Raw genomic sequence first — 14,984 nt, 5'->3', positions numbered from 1 at the left:
CGCTTACTCCGCCAACCGTTCGGCAACCCGCAGCACCGAGCTGCGTGACCGGCTGTTTTCAGATACTTCATGATCAGAAGGCTTGAGCGCCTTGCCGACCGACTTCAATTTGCGACCGCCAGCCAGCTGGGCTTCGGTCAACGGAATGCCGTAAGGCACTTCCGGCCCCTTCTCGTGCTTGCGGATGAAATGCTTTACCAAGCGGTCTTCCAGCGAATGGAAGCTGATCACTGACAGACGGCCATGTGGTGCCAGCACCTCCAGCGCACCGTTGAGTGCGGTTTCGATCTCGTCCAGCTCGCTGTTGATATAGATGCGAATGGCCTGGAAACTGCGGGTTGCCGCATGCTTGCCCTTCTCCTTGCTCGGATTGACCCGGGCAATCATCTCCGCCAGTTGACGGGTACGCACATAAGGCTCGGTCACACGGTCATGCACGATGGCGCGGGCGATCTTCTTGGCAAAACGCTCCTCACCGAAGGTCTTCAGCACCCAGGCGATGTCATCCACATCGGCCTTGGCCAGCCACTCGGCGGCGCTCTGACCGGAGGTGGGGTCCATCCGCATATCGAGCGGACCATCTTTCATAAAGCTGAAGCCACGCTCGGCATCATCCAGCTGGGGTGAAGAGACCCCCAGATCCAGCAGGAAGCCATCCACCTTGCCCAGCAAACCGCGCTCATCCAGATAGGAGGCTATGCCGGAGAAGGGGCCGTGCACGATTTCGAAACGGGGATCCTGGATCTTGGCGGCCTCGGCGATCGCCTGCGGGTCACGGTCGATGGCGATCAGGCGGCCATTGGGGCCAAGGTGCTGCAGGATCAGACGAGAATGACCACCACGGCCAAAAGTACCATCGACGTAGACACCGTCCGGCTTGATGGCCAGACCTTCAACGGCTTCGTGCAGCAGCACTGTGATGTGTTCAGCGGCTTGGGTCATTTATAAAGAGAAATCCTGTAGTCGTGGTGAGCTTGCCCAATCGTCCCCGGGCAGACCCAAGATGTCGTCATTGACCTGTTGTTGCCAGCGGGCTTCATCCCACAGCTCAAACTTGTTGAGCTGGCCCACCAGCATGATTTTCTTGTCCAGCCCCGCATGGTTGCGCAGTGGCTGACTGAGCAGCAGACGGCCATTGCCATCCAGCTCGCATTCGGTTGCATGTCCCAGCAGCAGTCGCTGCAAACGGCGCTCTTGCGGATTCATGCTGGAGAGAGTCTTGAGCTTGCGCTCGACCTCTTCCCATTCATTCAGGGGATAAAGCAGCAGACAGGGATGGGCAATATCGATGGTGCAGACCAGCTGGCCGTCGCTTTCGTCGCGCAGCCAATCACGGAATTTGGTCGGAATTGCCAGCCGCCCTTTACTGTCCAGGCTGATGGCATGAGCGCCACGCAACAAATTGCAGTCCCTGAAGGTGAGTGAGCAGGCAGATTGCCCCTCTAAAAACCACTTTGATCCACTTTTCCCCACCTTGAAGTTTAAGGACGTGCAGGGGGCTTTTCAAGCAAGGAGATGGGACAGAGGGAACATATTGACGCAGCAATTGCATGCTGCGGATTGAGTAGGTTGATTTTCCAAGAGTTATTGCTGAAAAAACAGAAAGTGATTAATAAGCAGCAAGTCGGTGAGCGGTCACTATCTGGGCGATATGATGAAACGGAACAATACCACTGCACAGAGCAAAATACTGACACATATCACTGGATAGATGATGTAACCATCTTTCGAACGGCGAGCACGCAGAGACACCAACTGACAAAGCAACAGATTGTAAATAATCAGCAGGGATGTCAGCAGAATATTGGTGGCAAATGTCAGCTCTTGAGCGTAACCAATGTACAAGCCCATCAGAATGAAATTGGCGAGTATCAGATACAGCAAAAACTTCTGAATCGCTTTACCCGAATTTGGGCTCTTTTTTACTCGTGTTATCATGCTTGCTACGTCCTGGATTACACATGATCAGACGACCTTAAATTCAAAAAACTGTTGAGATATATCATGTTTTTATTATTGCGCGATCCTTGCTCAACAATTGCCCCATGACCCGGCTCATTTCTTTACTAATGTGCGGGATGTTAATGATATCAACATCTTGCCATGCTTATCACAATTATCAGTGGCAAGTTGGTTTCCCTGTCCCGATTCAGGGTAAAGGGGCAGATTTGGTCGGCCAGCAGCAGCAATTCCTGCTGAAGCAGCGCCCTTATCTTCAACAACGTCTTGCGGAGACACAGCCCATTATTCGCTGGGTCGCGGAACAGGTTCACGAACGCAAACTGCCGCCCTTGCTTGCCTTTGTTCCTTTACTGGAAAGCAGTTACCGATTTGATGTGGTCTCTTCTGCTGGCGCCGCAGGCCCCTGGCAGCTGATGCCAGATACCGCCACCCGATTTGCCGTTCCCATCACCAGCGAATTTGATGGGCGCTATTCACTGCCATTGGCGACAGAGGCTGCCCTTTCCTATTTGGCATGGCTGTATCGCTTCTTTGGCAATGACTGGCTGCTTGCTTTGGCCGCCTACAACGCAGGAGAAGGGCGGGTACTCAATGCGGTTTTAAAAGCGGGGACACGTAATATATGGGAACTGGAGCTTCCGACTGAAACACGCTTTTATGTCGCGCGCTTTGTTGCGCTGGCAAGACTACTTGATATGGCTGACAGCTATCAGTTTCAACTTCCGCCATGGCACAGCGGCAATGATTTGCAAATATTCCGTCATCCGAACGGCTGCTCACTGCCCGCGTGGGCTCAGGCAAAGGGCGTATCAATGAATGAAGCCAGCCGCTGGAATCCGGCCTGGCAACTCCCTATCGCGCAAGGGATAACCGATTGCCCGATCGTCTATAGCAAGGGCAAAGCCCCCACCGCCAACCAGAAGAAAGGGGCGACCGCCATTGTCCAAGCGGTCTCACTGGACAGTCTGCATGATCCCCTGTTGCTGAAAGCTGCCAGGGGGCTTGATATGAGTCGAGGCGAGATCAGGCTGGAACGCTTGCCTGATCCTCTTGGGATTCAGCAGAAGCGGCCGCTGATTGCGGCACCATGAAACAGTGGCGCCAGTGGCTCAGTACCGGAGCCAAATCAACCTCTTCCGGATATGACCAGCGAGCACCATAAAAGCAGAGCTGCCGGCCAATGGCGCGACGATGAGTGATGTTGCAATCCAGCGCAATTCGCGGCAACAGGGCGAGCTTCACCGTTTCGGGTAATTCGAATCGAGCCGGAGCAAGGAAACCGACCCCGCCCGGACCAATGTCTTTGATCACTGCGCGGCCGATACTCTTGTCAAACAGCAATCCGGAAATCAGCAATCTGGCCGCAATACCACAACTCTGTGACTCGAAAGGCGTTGTTCCATCGTGCAGATACCAGCGCGGTACTTTTCTGCGTGGATCATTGTGCGAGGTATGCAGCGGAAACTCGATCTCAGGGTCGTCCATGGGAAATCATCTCCTTGGCATGGGTGGTTGCCGCTTGCGTTTGGGAGCTGAAAAGTTGCTCCAGATTGGTTTCTGCCTGAGTTGTCATGACCAGCAATTCAATGCGCCGATTACGGCTGCTTTGTGGATTCCGGGTATCTTCCAGCATGGTATCGGCCATCGCGACAACCTGCCCGACCCGTTCAGGTGGCATGCCGCCTGCCAGCAACACCCGTCTTGCCATCATGGCACGGTCTGACGATAGCTCCCAGTTGCTGTAATTGTCACCGGCAAACGGTGTGCTGTCGGTATGGCCAGAAATCATGACCCGATTCTCGATACGCTGGAATATGGGGGCCAATGCCATCAACATATGGCGAAAGAAAGGGCTGATGCGGGCACTGCCTCGGCTATACATTTCCCGATCCGCGTCATCACGGATCAGGATCCGCAATCCTTGGGGAACAATTTGAATCTCGAGGTTATTCTTCGCCTGCATCTGCTCAGCAAGATGGTCGATAAAGCTGGCCAGCTGCTTCATCTGGGCTTCACCCTCAAGCTTGCCTATCAACAGCTTTTCATACCCGCCGCCCGGACCGTCAGAAAAAATGCTCTGATTACGGTCCATATGCTTGGGCATCAGCTGACCCTGCTGATCGAACTTGGGGTTCAACTCATCGATCACGGAGGGATTGCCACCGAGATCGACAGGATAGGGGCTGTTGCGAATATCAAACGGGTTGGCCTCACTGTCCATGATGCTGTAGTCCCGCAGGCGGCTGGCAACGACTTCCCGCTCCTCCTGATTGGACACAGCCAGGATCCAGAGCACCATGAAGAACGCCATCATGGCCAACGTGAAGTCGGCAAATGCCACCTTCCAGGCGCCTCCCCCTTTGGGACCGCTGTTACGACGCTGCTGGCGCTTGACGATAATCTGTTCGTGATTGCGCATTACATCGCCCTGTTGGTCACCCAATCTTCCAGCTCAAGGAAGCTTGGTTTGACTTCAGGCTCCAGGATCTTGCGACCCGAATCGACGGCAAGCAGCGGTGTCTTGCCACGCAACTGGGCAATCAGGATCGACTTGATGCACATCAACAAACCGATACGGCGCTTGACCATCTCTTCCATGGCATTGCTGATTGGCTCCAGCAAGCAGTAGCAGAGGAAAATACCGATAAAGGTGCCCACCAGAGCGGCCGCCACATGGACACCGATATTGCTCAGGGGGCCGTCCAGTTGCTGCATGGTGATGATGATCCCCATCACCGCAGCAAGAATGCCGAAGCCCGGGCAGGCCTCGCCGGTTTTGTGCAAGGCATGAGCAGGCTTGAGCATGTCCTCTTCAATGGCCATGATCTCCTGCTCCAGCACGGTATCCAGTTCATGGGGTGTGATCTTGCCCATTCCGAGCAGACGCAGGTTATCGATAATGAAACCAAGCAGTTGGGGATCTTCCGAAATCTGGGGATACATCAAGAAAACCGAGCTCTGCTGGGGATTTTCAATATGCTCGTCGAGCGCCTTCATCCCCTTGTTGCGTGTCTCTTCAAGCAGTTGATGCATCAGAGTCAGCAGCTCACGATAGACCTCTTTCTCTTCTTTATTCGCTTTGAAGCACATCTTTATCTGCCGCCACATTTCATGCATCACCTCTTTCGAGTTGCCCAGAAACATGGAGCCTACCGCTGCGCCGATGATGATGATGAGCTCGGCTGGCTGCCACAAGGCTGCGAGGTTCCCCCCGGCCATCATGAAGCCACCCAGCACGCACACTAATATGACGCCGATGCCAATCTGTTTTTGCATGAATGTTCCCGCACGATACAAGAAGAGTCACCAGTAAAGGTGAAGCACTACTATATGGAGTCGACCAATCGCTGCTTTAGCTGAAGTACACATTGCTTGTGCAACTGACAAACCCGGGATTCGGTTAATCCCAGCACCAGCGCGATCTCTTTCATATTGAGCTCTTGCTGGTAATAGAGGGAAAGCAATAACTGCTCGCGTTTATCCAGAGTGGCCAACACCTTGCTGATGGTCATCGCCATATCGACATCATCAGATTCGGTGGTCGGAGCTTTGCCGCCATTCTCCAGCCACTCTTCCAGACTCTGCAGCGCTTCAGCCTGGCTGGCGTAGGACAACTGACGCACCTCATCCACCGAACAGTCGAGCGCAGTAGCAAGTTCTTGCTCTGAGGGGGGGCGCCCCAAACGATTGTGCAGTTCACGCTGCGCCTGATTATGGCCGTGTACCTGCTGTCGCAGTTGGCGGGGTCGCCAGTCCAGACGGCGCAACTCATCGAGCATGGCGCCACGAATCCGTTTGAAGGCATAACTTTCAAACTGGGCATCGGGCTCGCTGCCATAACGGCGCCACGCCTCCAGCAATCCCATCATTCCCACCTGCTCCATGTCCTCCTGATCAAAACAGGCACTGACCTGGCTGCGCAGATGGCTGGCGGCTCGCTTCACCAAGGGTAGATAGCGAGCAAGAATTGCGGGTTCTCCCGTGCGAGGAAGTTGCGGAGTATCGGCAAACTCTTGTTGAGCATCCCAAACGGAATCTGTCATATCGTGGCTACTGTACCAGTACCTTGGTGATCAGCACTTCATCAAGATAGGGCTTGTAGCCATATCCCTGTACCGTAGTGACCAGCTTGTCGCGCAGAGAGACCTGCAACTTGGAAATATTCTGCAGCTCGACTTTTACGTCGTCATGGGAGCGGTGGCTGAAATACTGCACCATGGCATTGCGGATCAGTGGCGTCAGTTCATCCAGCTTGGCAACCTGCGCCGGGTTGTAGGTCACCAGTGCCAGCTCCAGCACCAGATAATGAGACTGTTCACCCCCTTCCAGACTGATGACAAAGCGCTCCATCGGCTTGAACAGCGGAGTGCTGCTCAGTTCGGGCTTTGGCTCTGCCAATCCGAGCCAGACTTCGACCACATCGCGCTTAAGCCATGCGCCATAGGCCAGTATGGCCAACAGACACAGAGCCATGACGAATATCATCAACCACTTCATGACACGCCGCATAATGTAAAACCACTCTCGCTATTACGGGTTAAAAATCAGACCAGAGTATTGAGCCAGTCGTGCACCGTATCCCATTGGGAGTCCGGATCATCCTGCCACTGGCGACGGCCAGCCAGGATCTTCTCCTGTTGCCACCGCTCATGCTGTCCCTGTTCACCGCCTTGCCCCACATTGACCTCGACCCCACCGGCATGATGGGGAGCCAGGTTCATCCGCAAGCGCTCCATCGACTGGATCATCGCATCGCGCACCGCCGGATTGGTCACGTTCAACTGGACATTAAGCCGGTCACCATCGAGCTTGACGGTCAACTCCAGTCGCCCAAGATCTGGCGGGTCCAGCCGGATATGAGCCTGTTTCACCTGTTGATTGACCTGCAGTTCAACCTTGTCCTGAAGCAGGCTAACCAGCTGCTGTCCCCACTGGCTCTGGTTGTCTGACAACCGGACAGGAGCCCATTGATAGTCGACCGGACGCAGCGGTGCAGCGGCGAGTTGTCCGACAGCCAGCTGGCGAGCATCTGGCAGCCTGCTTTCTACGACAGCGGTATCAGATACACTTCCAGCATCAAAACCGGCAGCCATAACAGGCAAGGTGAAGCGGCCGGGCAATACACCGGTTTGCCCATTTGATTTGGCAAGCAACGTAGAAAGCGCTTGTTCCGCAGCGGCAGAGACCGTTTCACGACGCGGCATCACCTCTTGCTCGGGCAGCGCGGTCACACTCCCCATCAAGGCACGAAGAGAGGGCGGCAATTTGTTATCCACCATCACCTGCTGGCCGCCGGTGCTACCTTCAGCTCGGGAAAAAGTACGGCTTACACGAACACCATCAAGATCGGCATCACTCACTCTGACAAAGAGAGGAGGCATATTGGTAAACGCTTGCAGCTGTTCAGCCGGGTCGCCTTCCATCCTTGGCTGTTCGCTCTCTTTTTCCTCTACCGCAACATCGCTGGCAGCCAGCTCGGGCAAGGGCAATGCAAGCAGAGGGTCAACCGCCTCATCCAGCGGTTGATACAGCTCACCTTCACTGCCGGCTTGGCCGGACAAACGGTTCAAGGCCGTGACATCCGGCGAATACGCAGCGTCAAAACCGCTAAATTGAATCAATCCCATTGCTCTGTCTCACCGTAGGCGGTCAAACCTTCACGAATCGAAGAAAGCTGCTGCCACTCCTGTTTACGAACCTGGGTCTCCTGCTCGCAGAGTTGCAATGCCTGTCGATACAAAATTCGGGCTTTATCTCTTGCTGGTTGCAACGCAGTCCAGAGTTGGGGATTCCGGCTAACTTGAGAGACAAATTGTGCGAAACGTCCATCGGTTAGCCTGACTGCATCCCACTGGCCAGCTTGCGCTTGTTGCAGCAAGAGCGTACCCAACCCCAATAACTGACGCTGGCGAGTCTGCAGTTCGGTCTCACGCAACACGGGAGCAATACCTGACATGACAAGCCCCAAAAAGAAGATGAACCAGCCCACAAGCAAGGAGTGGGCCAGACCGAGAACCAAGAAATTTCAATATGTTGGGCGTGAGGAAGAACAGAGAGTAAGGAAGTACTACTTCCGTATTAACGAGGATGACGCGCCATTGCTTCCCAACCCTCTTTCAGCTCTTGCAGGATTTTGCGCACTTCGGCGAACCCCTCAACATTGTTGGAAACGCTGATTTCGAACAATTTTTGACCGCAGTAGTCATAAAGACGATGCAGATTGACCGCCAGTTCGCCCCCCTTATTCATATCAAGCGCACTGTCCAGCCCACCCAAGATCTGCAGACACTTGTTGATGGCCAACCCTTTGCGCTCAAACTGTTTCGCCAAGATATGCCCTTCTGCTCTGGCTATCTCATCAAGCAAGCCATCCATCAACATCAATACCAGCTGATATGGATCGGCACTCGCGGCCTTGGCTTCTGTGGCGGCAAATCGATAGGCATCATAGCCATCTTCAGATTCAAACATGGGTCACTCGCTATTGCAGGTTCAAACCAGTTCATCCAGGGGAAAAGCTTACAGTGCTCCCATGGTCTGCATCATCTGGTTCATGGTGGTGAATTGATTGAGGTAACGCTTGTAAACAGATTCCATCCGTTTATTCAGCGACTCCATTTTATCATCAAGTCGCTTTTGATTGGCTTCCAATGTGCTCTTGCGAGTGGCCATCACACCATTGGTCTTGGAGAAAGGATCGAGCGTCTTGCTCATCCGCTTGAGCAAACCGTCATCCCCCATCAGCGCCTTGCCCAGCAGTTCAGGGTCCTTCTCAAGCGATTTTTTGAAATCAGAGTCACTAAACACCAGCTTGCCCGACTTCTCGGTTTTGATACCAAGCTGAGTCAGGGTCATGCCAGCAGGAAGATTGCGAACCGCGTTGGCCAGCGCACCTTTCAAACCTCGCACCGTGGCATCAGACGCCAGTACGCCTTTTGCCTTGATATCGGTGGATGTCTCTTTGTTCAGCAAATCCAGCAACTCGTTGTAGCTATCAACAAATTTCTTCAATGAGCCGGTGACGGCTTCATTGTCATAAGCCACTGTCACCTGCATCGGGCCATCGGTTGGCTTTTGCACCTTGGTGAGATCCAGCGTCAGCCCTTCAACTACGTTTTCAATTTTGTTGGTCGGCGACTTGATCTCCAGCGCACCGTCACCAACCCCCATCTTGATGATGGAGTCCTGACCCGGGGTGATCACCTTGCCATCGATAAAAGCCTTGCCGAACGCTGAAGCCGGGTCGCCATCATAGGTGGGGGTAAACACCTTGGCAGCCCCGCTCTCTTTACTGGTCAGCACCAGGTTAATCTTGCCATCCGTGCGGATCAGGCTTGCCTTGACCCCAGGGTTATCCGCCGAATCATTTATCGCAGAAACCAGACTCTGGGCTGTCGCCCCCGCAGGCAAGGTCGCCAAGTCGATAGCAAACGCCTTGCCATCAAGGGTGAACGACACTTTGCCGGAGGTTGGCAATGGCGCCTTTTCATCTGCCAGTTGCACCCCGAACTGATGGGCCTGTGCCAGTTGCTTGACCTCAAAGTTATATTGACCCGGGGTCGCCTTGCCATTGCTGGTGACCGTCATGATCCCCTCTTGTGAGAGGCTGGCTTTCTGGGCCTGCAAAGCCGCTGGCTTGTTCAAATCTTTCAGCAGAGTCTGAAAGCTGGAGAGTTTGGAGTTGATGGATGACAGCGAACTCTGCTGCGCCTTGACATTGGCCAACTGCCCCTTGAGCAGCTTGTCCATATTCTTGCGCTCATTGGTCACCATGTTCATCGCGGCTGAAGCGGGATCGACCTGCATATATCAACTCCTTCGGTATCAGGGCAAGACTTGCTTGTTGAAAAAGACTGTTACGCCAGCACTTTTCAATCAGCAAGGGGAAGAAAAGAGGCCGCCACACAGGTAGCGGCCCTTATAACGATTAACGCAGCAGACCGGTGACCATACCAGTCATCTGGTTTGCCTGACCCAGCACAGACATGCCAGCTTGCATCAGCATCTGGTTCTTGGTCATGTTGGTGCTTTCGGTGGCGAAATCGGCATCCATGATACGGCCCTTGGCGATATCGGTATTCTCTTTCATGTTGGAGAGGTTGTTAACGGTGTGCTCCAGACGGTTGATATTGGCACCGAAAGCGGAACGTACACTGGTGATATCTTGCATAAAGGATTCCAGCTCACCGATGGCAGCCTGGGCATGCTTTTGTGACTGCAGGCCGATTTCCAGCGTCTTGGAGTCCAGACCTTCACCAACCCCCATGAATTTTGCTGTCGCGTCATTAAACTCTTTGGAAGCTTTATCAAGCGCAGTTTTGGCCTCAGCAGCCTCCTTCATAGGAGTTTCCAATGCAGTCATAGCACCATCTACTGCCGTTCTCAAATCAGAGGTTTTGGCTGGATCTTTGTTATCTACAAGAGCCTTTTCAGCATCGGCCAAGGTTTTTTGCAGGGCGGGCAGTGCATCGTTCTTTGTGTTGAAATCTTTGCTAGCAGAGTCAAATGCTGTCTTTTTCTCATCAACAGTTTTTGACATCCCCTGCTCCTCGGTAGACAGTGTTCTACCACCCACAACCTTCTTAAGTGTGTCGCCGATGGAGACAGTCAGACGCTCGCCGTCAGCGCCACCGATCTGGAAGGTCACTTCACCCTTGGCGAACTTGCCGTTTTTGCTATCCAGCAGGTTTTCGCCACCGAAGGTGGTGTTGCTGGCGATGTTTTTCAGCTCTTTGGTCAACTCGCCGAATTCGGCGTTCATGGCGGCAATATCTTTATCGCTGCTGGTGCCGTTGGCGGCCTGGGTAGCCAGATCCTTCATGCGCTGAACGATATTGGTCATTTCGTCCATGGCACCTTCGGCTGTCTGCATCATGGAGATAGCATCCTGGGCGTTGCGCATACCGGTCTTCTGGCTGTTGGACTGGGATTGCAGACGAGTAGCGATTTGCAGACCAGCGGCATCGTCAGCGGCAGAGTTGATGCGCAGACCGGTACCCAGACGCTGCATGGCAGTGCTGGCCAGCTTGTTGGTGGTGGTCAGTTGGTTCTGGGTAACCATGGATGCAAAGTTGGTATGAATTGACAGACTCATTTTCGTTTCCTCGAAATAGATGCTGCCACAGGCAGCGTTTGGGTTGACCCCAATGAAGAACGACCACGGCGTCGTGAAAATTAAATCTTTTTTTGCTGAACGGCAGTTTCTCTTGGCCCCCCGTTCGGATGCGAAGAGTGGGCCCGCGAGCAGACAGCGCCGTCACTGGCATAAGAGGGCATCACAGAGATAAAAAAACCGCACAAGTCAGCTTGTGCGGTTTTTTACGAGGAGACAGCTCAGCGCTATCAAGTGAGTAACGCAACCACCCCTTGCCGAGTGACATTGGCCTGCGCCAGCAGACCGGACATGGTGCCCATATAGCCGCCTTGTGAGAGGCGAGCTGCCAGAGAGGATTGCAACTGTGCCAGCTCCTCCTGTTTCAGGTTCTGACTGCGAGCCTTGACCTTGTCCAGTTGCAGCACCATCTTCTGGCGAAACTGTTTCAACTCCCGAACCGATTGCTCAATCTCGCCAAGTACTTTTTGCAGCCGCTGCCGCTCCTGACGGATCTCCCCTTTGGCAATCCCTTCGGCCATGTGAGTCAGCGCTCCGGCCCTGGTCTTGAACTGCACCGGGATCGGGTTGCCAGCTGGGATACGAATCCCCTCGCCCCGGATCAGCACCGGCTCATCCAGTTTGCGGCGATGGGGTTCAGCAACGGAGAGTTCCAGCTTGCCCAGTTCATTCAATCTGGCCTGGATATGCTCTTTACGCAGCGCCCGATCGAGCATGGTGACAACCTCACCCTCTCGCGCTCCGGCCGGAATTGTCACCTCCACCGCACTGTTACTCTGGGGAAACGAGAACACCAGCCGCTCAGTGCTATTTTTGGCACTGAGCAGATCCAGATGCTCGGCACTGAAGCGGGGACGCAGTTCCTGAGCCGATGCGATGAGTCTTGGTTTGAGCTCGTCCGTCAAAGGCCCTCTTGGTTGGGTGACTTTCTCTTCCAGCATTTTTAAGCGATTGGTCACTTCACTGCTGGCCAGCTCGCGCTGACCCAGTTGGCGTTCCAGCCGCTTCAATTCCCCCCAAACCAGATTAAGCGCCTGTTCGCCGCTCTGGGCATGGGCAATGCGCTGTTGCGCAGCACCGATCAGGGCCCATCTGTCCATCCGGATAATATTGGGGTGGCGCTCAGTCTGCTTGCGGTTTTCCGGAGTGTGAGCCTGTGCAGTTGCGCGGCCCTGCAACCTGGGCTTTGCCTGTGGCTCTGCAACGCCTCCAAGACGGGTTTGCTGGACCTGCATCATGACTCCTCTGCTCGTTACGGCATGTAGTTGAACAAGCTAAGACCATTAACCTTGGCAAAAGCTTGCTGCTGCACCTGTAATGCCATCAGGACGTGGGCCTGTCGGGTCGCAGCCTCGGCATAGTCCAGCGACTCTATCTGGTTGCTCACTTCCTTGCTATAGACGCCTTTCTCGGCATGGCTCTCGTCAATCTGATCCAGCAGATTGATCCGGGCACCAATCATGCTCACCGCCTGGCTGATATTATCTTGCAGCGTCTGGCTGCGACCCAGCATGCCTCGTGCCTGCTCGATGGCGTCAGGTGCTGCGTCATTAATTGCCTTCACCATGCTATCGAGTCGTTTGAAAAAATCGTCAGGCTTCAGAAACAGCTGGTCAGCAGTCTGGTTCAAGCCCACAGTGACGCCGTTTGCAATACTGACCTCACGCACCAGATTGTCCCCCTGGTAGCTGTAGTCACCACTCGCCTGCTTTACCAATGCAGTCTGATCAACCTTGCTACCGGTAAAGAGGCTGGAGCCACTCTCGTTACGCGCATTGGCCAGATCCAGCAGACCATCCTTGATAATGGCGACCTCGCTGGCTACCGCTTTACGATCCGCATCCGACAAAGAGCCTGTTGCAGCTGTCTGGGTCAACTCCCGCAACCGCATCAGCATGTTGGTCATGGTTTCAAACTGAAGCTCCCCTTGAGAGAGCTGGCTCTTGGCGTTGGCAATATTTTTCTGGTACTGCGCCATCGCCACCTGCTCTTTCTGCAAGCCCAGCAGTTGCACACTACCAACAGGATCATCAGAGGGCTGAAGAATGCGTTTTTGCGTGGAGATTTGGCGATCAAGCCGGGCATATTCACCGAAGCCATGCTGCAAATTGTCTAGCATGCTGAGCTGGATCTGGTTGGTACTGATGCGCATGGTCACCCTCCTCAGAACATATTCAGAATGGAATTGAAGAGTTGTTCCGAGGTGCTGATCACCTTGGCATTGGCCTGATAAGCCTTGGTGTAAGCCATCACTTTCACCCCTTCCTCATCGGTATTCACACCGCTGACACTGCTCAGCTTGGCCGCCATCTGTTTTTCCATATTGGCATCTGCCTGCATGCTCGCTTTCGCCTGCCCGCTCTGCACCGCCATCTTGCCAAGCAGGGCACTATAGGCATCGTATTGGCCATTTTTTATCGTCAGCAGGTCCTGCAAGTTGCGGTTATCGCCCTTGCCGCCACCGGCCTTGGCAAAAGCCAGGTCGTCTCCGGTAAAACCATCAGCCACCCGCAATGTTCCCAACGCATTGATGTAGTTACCATGGATATCTTTTGTTTCGTCAAAAGCGAATAGCCGTTTCCCGGTTACTCCATGAAGGTCAAAACCACCGGCCTGTTTATCATTGAAATCCTTTGCGAGCTTGCCCGCTATCTGATTCAGCGCCTCTCTGGTCGGTCGCAATACTGTGGTGCGATAATCCATCACACCCGCCAGCGAACCACCGTGCAATTTAGGAACTTCAAACGTCTGACCACCGAAAGCGAGGCTGAGTTTATCGCCAGCAAGCGCGAGAGTACTGCTGCTTCCCCCCAACACCAGCGGCTGTCCTTGCGGCAGGCTGATCGCGAAAGCGCCGTCACTCTGACGATTTACCCGCACTTCCATATAGGTCGACAACTCACGAACAACCTGTTCGCGACTATCTTCCAGCGCTGAGGTATTGACTCCCTTGGCTGCTTGATCGCCAATCTGGACATTCAATTCGGCCAGTTGTGACAGGTAGCTGTTCACTTGGGAAACAGTGCTGCTCAGCTGATCGTCGATCTGTTTTTCCTGGGTAACCAGGCTCTCGTCCAGCTGGGTAAAGCGGTTGGCGAGCGCCCCAGCCGAGCTGACGATCTGGCTACGCTGTGCCGGGGTTTCCGGACTGTCGAGCGCAGCACTGAGCGAGGCAAAAAAGCTGTCGAGCCCTTTTGCGATATTCATCGACTCACTGCCCAGCAACTGCTCTGTCGTATTGATGTACTGATGAAAGGCATAAGAAGAACCGGTGGCCGAACGGCTACGCCAGTGTTGAGCAACCAGATAGTCATCCGTTACCCTGCGTACCCCTGTCACCTCGACACCGGCACCATTATCCAACCGCCCGAAACCGGACAGACTGCCCATCATGGCTTCCTGACGGCTATACCCGATGGTATTGACGTTCGCGATATTCTGGGCGGTCAGGTTCAATGCAATCTGGGCTGCATTTAGTCCGCTGGCGCCGATATTGAGCAGTGACATCAGTCAACCTTCTTCATTTTTACCGAGTTGAGAGGCTGGCTGAAGGCAGCCAGGGTCTGCTGCTCTGAAGCGACCACCCCGTCCGGATTCTTTAATGACGGAGCTAGCTGGTTGACCATCTGCTCCCGCAGACCGATGCCACCTCGCTTAACCATGCTCATCGCCAACTGGCTGTCATACATATCACGATAGAGGGATTGCCCCTTGATGATCTTGTCGTCCTCATCCTGCAGGGCATCCGTCGCCGAGCGCATATGTTTGAGCACGGTTTGCAGAAAACTGACTTCAAACTGACCGGCAGCAGCATCCAGCGCGGCACGCTGATCCGGGTTGCTTTTGATTTGCTGCAATTCATTGAGATCCTGATAAAAACCGGGATCCGAGCTAATTCTTGTCATGATAG

Annotated in this window: 17 protein-coding genes; 1 reads left to right on the top strand and 16 read right to left on the bottom strand. The window is 54.1% G+C overall.

What is annotated here, in order from left to right; translation table 11 throughout:
- Window positions 1–3: 3 nt before the first annotated feature.
- Window positions 4–942, bottom strand: coding sequence for a 16S rRNA (cytosine(1402)-N(4))-methyltransferase RsmH (rsmH, locus tag AB5Y85_RS15920; RefSeq protein ID WP_005336168.1), 939 nt, complete (start codon window positions 940–942; stop codon window positions 4–6).
- Window positions 943–1,401 carry a division/cell wall cluster transcriptional repressor MraZ gene (gene mraZ / locus AB5Y85_RS15915; protein ID WP_013723406.1) on the bottom strand — a complete coding sequence of 153 codons (459 nt, stop codon included), beginning with the start codon at window positions 1,399–1,401 and terminating at the stop codon, window positions 943–945.
- A 644-nt stretch (window positions 1,402–2,045) separates the two neighbouring features.
- On the opposite strand from mraZ, the gene AB5Y85_RS15910 reads away from it, so the two are divergent.
- Entirely contained in the window at window positions 2,046–3,053 is a 1,008-nt protein-coding gene (locus tag AB5Y85_RS15910; RefSeq protein ID WP_245095717.1) for a lytic transglycosylase domain-containing protein, read from the top strand.
- On the opposite strand, the gene AB5Y85_RS15905 is transcribed toward AB5Y85_RS15910, so the two are convergent.
- From AB5Y85_RS15905 to AB5Y85_RS15840, 14 genes are all read right to left on the bottom strand, one after another.
- A complete protein-coding gene (locus tag AB5Y85_RS15905; RefSeq protein WP_081990729.1) occupies window positions 2,986–3,447 on the bottom strand; it encodes a hypothetical protein in 462 nt (153 codons plus the stop codon). The genes AB5Y85_RS15910 and AB5Y85_RS15905 overlap by 68 nt on opposite strands.
- Entirely contained in the window at window positions 3,434–4,381 is a 948-nt protein-coding gene (gene lafU, locus AB5Y85_RS15900) for a lateral flagellar motor protein LafU (protein WP_100646877.1), read from the bottom strand. The genes AB5Y85_RS15905 and lafU overlap by 14 nt, the downstream gene beginning before the upstream one ends.
- Entirely contained in the window at window positions 4,381–5,238 is an 858-nt protein-coding gene (gene lafT, locus AB5Y85_RS15895; protein WP_019444796.1) for a lateral flagellar motor stator protein LafT, read from the bottom strand. The genes lafU and lafT overlap by 1 nt, the downstream gene beginning before the upstream one ends.
- A gap of 50 nt (window positions 5,239–5,288) precedes the next feature.
- A complete protein-coding gene (gene lafS, locus AB5Y85_RS15890) occupies window positions 5,289–6,005 on the bottom strand; it encodes a lateral flagellar system RNA polymerase sigma factor LafS (protein ID WP_026034857.1) in 717 nt (238 codons plus the stop codon).
- 7 nt (window positions 6,006–6,012) lie between these two features.
- On the bottom strand, window positions 6,013–6,435 hold the full coding sequence (gene lafF / locus AB5Y85_RS15885; protein ID WP_269428984.1) for a lateral flagellar basal body-associated protein LafF: 423 nt from the start codon (window positions 6,433–6,435) through the stop codon (window positions 6,013–6,015).
- A gap of 71 nt (window positions 6,436–6,506) precedes the next feature.
- Window positions 6,507–7,589 carry a flagellar hook-length control protein FliK gene (locus tag AB5Y85_RS15880; RefSeq protein WP_047438673.1) on the bottom strand — a complete coding sequence of 361 codons (1,083 nt, stop codon included), beginning with the start codon at window positions 7,587–7,589 and terminating at the stop codon, window positions 6,507–6,509.
- Entirely contained in the window at window positions 7,580–7,981 is a 402-nt protein-coding gene (locus tag AB5Y85_RS15875; RefSeq protein ID WP_231560925.1) for a LafX, read from the bottom strand. The genes AB5Y85_RS15880 and AB5Y85_RS15875 overlap by 10 nt, the downstream gene beginning before the upstream one ends.
- Window positions 7,982–8,040: 59 nt before the next feature.
- Complete coding sequence (gene lafC / locus AB5Y85_RS15870) at window positions 8,041–8,433, bottom strand: lateral flagellar export chaperone LafC (protein ID WP_005336195.1); 393 nt, start codon at window positions 8,431–8,433, stop codon at window positions 8,041–8,043.
- 48 nt (window positions 8,434–8,481) lie between these two features.
- Window positions 8,482–9,768 (bottom strand): lateral flagellar capping protein LafB, encoded by a 1,287-nt coding sequence (gene lafB, locus AB5Y85_RS15865; protein ID WP_257686541.1) that lies wholly within the window; start codon window positions 9,766–9,768, stop codon window positions 8,482–8,484.
- A 121-nt stretch (window positions 9,769–9,889) separates the two neighbouring features.
- Window positions 9,890–11,056 (bottom strand): flagellin, encoded by a 1,167-nt coding sequence (locus tag AB5Y85_RS15860; RefSeq protein ID WP_257686540.1) that lies wholly within the window; start codon window positions 11,054–11,056, stop codon window positions 9,890–9,892.
- Window positions 11,057–11,304: 248 nt separating this feature from the next.
- Window positions 11,305–12,174 carry a hypothetical protein gene (locus AB5Y85_RS15855; protein ID WP_257686539.1) on the bottom strand — a complete coding sequence of 290 codons (870 nt, stop codon included), beginning with the start codon at window positions 12,172–12,174 and terminating at the stop codon, window positions 11,305–11,307.
- A gap of 152 nt (window positions 12,175–12,326) precedes the next feature.
- On the bottom strand, window positions 12,327–13,226 hold the full coding sequence (gene lfgL, locus AB5Y85_RS15850) for a lateral flagellar hook-associated protein LfgL (RefSeq protein WP_257686538.1): 900 nt from the start codon (window positions 13,224–13,226) through the stop codon (window positions 12,327–12,329).
- An 11-nt stretch (window positions 13,227–13,237) separates the two neighbouring features.
- A complete protein-coding gene (gene lfgK, locus AB5Y85_RS15845) occupies window positions 13,238–14,581 on the bottom strand; it encodes a lateral flagellar hook-associated protein LfgK (RefSeq protein ID WP_047438681.1) in 1,344 nt (447 codons plus the stop codon).
- Window positions 14,581–14,979, bottom strand: a complete 399-nt coding sequence (locus tag AB5Y85_RS15840; protein ID WP_019444809.1) for a rod-binding protein — start codon at window positions 14,977–14,979, stop codon at window positions 14,581–14,583. Before AB5Y85_RS15840 ends, lfgK begins: the two co-directional genes overlap by 1 nt.
- Between the last annotated feature and the right edge of the window lie 5 nt (window positions 14,980–14,984).

Origin of the sequence: Aeromonas sp. R3-1 (assembly GCF_040908345.1) — a bacterium.
GTDB classification, from domain to species: domain Bacteria; phylum Pseudomonadota; class Gammaproteobacteria; order Enterobacterales; family Aeromonadaceae; genus Aeromonas; species Aeromonas veronii.
This window is presented reverse-complemented; position numbering and strand designations above follow the sequence as displayed.